Origin of the sequence: Falsochrobactrum tianjinense (genome assembly GCF_019100495.1) — a bacterium.
GTDB classification, from domain to species: domain Bacteria; phylum Pseudomonadota; class Alphaproteobacteria; order Rhizobiales; family Rhizobiaceae; genus Brucella; species Brucella tianjinense.
This window is the reverse complement of sequence record NZ_JAHRVA010000018.1, coordinates 1-2465: the sequence shown is the minus strand read 5'-3', so window position 1 is coordinate 2465 and position 2465 is coordinate 1. Positions and strand designations below refer to the sequence as shown.

Sequence of the window (2465 nt, the reverse complement as noted above, 5' to 3'; positions counted from 1 at the left end):
TTCACCCCCTTTACTTGTCCAATATTGACCCCCCGATTACGGATTAGCACTTGGCCTGCCCGATGCTGGCCGGGGTTGCAAAGGGTAGGCCAAGTGCGGGTGATTAGCTGTTTCGGCTTTAGCTTTGAGAGCGGTTTTTAAAGCGCCATGAATCGTTGCCTGTCTCTACGATTTCGCAATGGTGCGTCAGGCGATCTAAAAGTGCAGTTGTCATTTTTGCATCGCCAAAGACGGTCGGCCACTCGCCGAACGTCAGATTGGTCGTAACGATAATCGAGGTTCGCTCGTAGAGCTTGCTTATAAGATGGAACAGCAACTGCCCGCCTGCCTGAGCGAATGGCAAGTACCCCAGCTCGTCGAGAATAACAAAGTCGAGACGGTTGAGATATTCTGCGGTCCTGCCTTGCTTCCCGTTGCGTGTTTCAGTTTCAAGTCGATTGACCAGATCAACCACATTGAAGAAACGGCCACGTGTGCCATTGCGAATGAGTGCGCGCGCAATGGCAATAGCCAGATGGCTTTTTCCTGTTCCCGTGCCACCAACCAGAACGACATTTCTTTGATCGCTAACAAAAATGCCTGTGGCCAACTCGCGAACCAAACCTTCGTTGATTGGGGTGCCGGTAAAGTCGAAGTCCTCAATGTCCTTAGCAAGAGGTAATTTGGCTATGCTGAGCTGGTATCGAATGGAACGTGCTTGCTTTTCTGCAATTTCCGACTGCAACAACTCACCCACAATACGTGGCGGTTCGTGCTGCCGTTTTATTCCATTCCCCATCACCTCATCATAAGCGCTGCGCATACCATAGAGCTTCAGCGTTCCCATGAGTTCAAGTACCTGCGTGCGTTCCATCAGCTTGCCCTCCTAAGACTGTCATAGCGTGAACAGTCGGCGATTGGTTCATGCATCAATCGAAGTGCGTCGGGGAGTTGGAGTGTGGGAGTTGGAGCCGGGTCTCGACTGCGTGCGAGAATGTTGATGATAACTGCCGCAGAATACACGTTATGATCAAGCGCTTCCTGACATGCAGCATCGACATTAGCCAATCCGTCGGAAGGTACGCATGCGAGGATGGTGACCATCTGCCGATCACCATCGTGAGCGCTCTGCAAACGTTTGCGGATTTTCTCCATTGCGGCTGGCAAAACCCAATCGCGGAAAGGTGCGCCATTGCGTAGAGCGCCAGGTTTTCGAGCAAGAACAGGCACATAATGCCATGGGTCGTAGATCGTTTCACCTCGATGAAAGCTACGCGTATGCTCTGCGACCTTCACACCATCCTGCCGTATGACGATCCGATCTGCATAGGCATGAACTTCTACAGGACGACCAACTGCAGTTGAAAGAACCGAGTATTTATTGTTGTCAAAACGGACGGTGCAGGTTTTTGATATCGACGCTGGAACACAGTGAAAGCCGTCGAAGGGGCCAATATATGGTACAAGACTTTTGCGTTCTTCCTCAAATACCTGCCAGATCATGCGCTGGGTTTGTTCAGGATGGCGGTGTGCTTTTGCATAAGCGATACATTTATCGAGGAGCCAGACATTGAGTTCCTCCAAACTTTTGACCCGTAAACGCGGTGTAAAAAAGCGCTCTCGAACCAAGCCAACCTGGTTCTCAACCTGTCCCTTCTCCCAACCTGATGCCGGAGTACAGGCAACAGGCTGAATAAGGTAATGACTGCACATTTGCTGGAACCGACGATTATACTGCCGCTCTTTCCCAACAAAAATGGCATCAACAGCCGTTTTCATATTGTCGTATATACCGCGCGTACAAGCGCCACGGAAAAACACAAAAGCCTTATCATGTGCATCGAACACCATTTCCTGGCTTTCGCGCATGTAAGCCCGCGCAAACATCATCCGGCTATGACACAATCGAACGTGCGCAACCTTGATTGTCGTCGTCACACCATTGAGCCGAATAATCTCATGGCTCCAATCGAACTGATAAGCTTCGCCTGGCGCGTAATAGAGCGGAACGTAGGCGTCACTCGCCACTAATCCGCGCTTCTTAGACCAGGATTTGGCATAGCGGCGGACGGTGTCATAGCTGCCTTCATAGCCCAGCGCCCGAACTTCTTCATAAATGCGGATAAGCGTCAACCGCTCACGAGATGCCTTACCTTCGTTGGAAACAAGAAAACGTTCAACGTCTCCTTTCCAAGGCTCCATCCTCGGAAAGGGCTGATGTTCACGTTTGTAACAAAACTCCGTCGCATCAGATCGCAGTATTTTGCGAACCGTATTACGAGAAACATGAAGCTCTCTGGTGATCTTCTTTACCGACCAGCCTTGAACATGGAAGGCGCGCCGGACACGAGCAATCGTATCCACTCTTTTCAACTCCCTACTCCATCCGCTGACTAAAAGTCAGATCCTCGGATGAAATCTAGCGGGGGTCAAAATTGAATAAGTATTCGCCCGCTAGTGGGGTCAATATTCCACGCCGAAACACA

At 50.6% G+C, this 2465-nt stretch carries 2 protein-coding genes; both read right to left on the bottom strand.

Annotation, left to right across the window (positions count from 1 at the left end):
- Positions 1-118: 118 nt before the first annotated feature.
- A complete protein-coding gene (gene istB / locus KUG47_RS16680; RefSeq protein ID WP_217679190.1) occupies positions 119-853 on the bottom strand; it encodes an IS21-like element helper ATPase IstB in 735 nt (244 codons plus the stop codon).
- Positions 853-2352 (bottom strand): IS21 family transposase, encoded by a 1500-nt coding sequence (gene istA / locus KUG47_RS16675; protein WP_217679188.1) that lies wholly within the window; start codon positions 2350-2352, stop codon positions 853-855. The genes istB and istA overlap by 1 nt, the downstream gene beginning before the upstream one ends.
- Between the last annotated feature and the right edge of the window lie 113 nt (positions 2353-2465).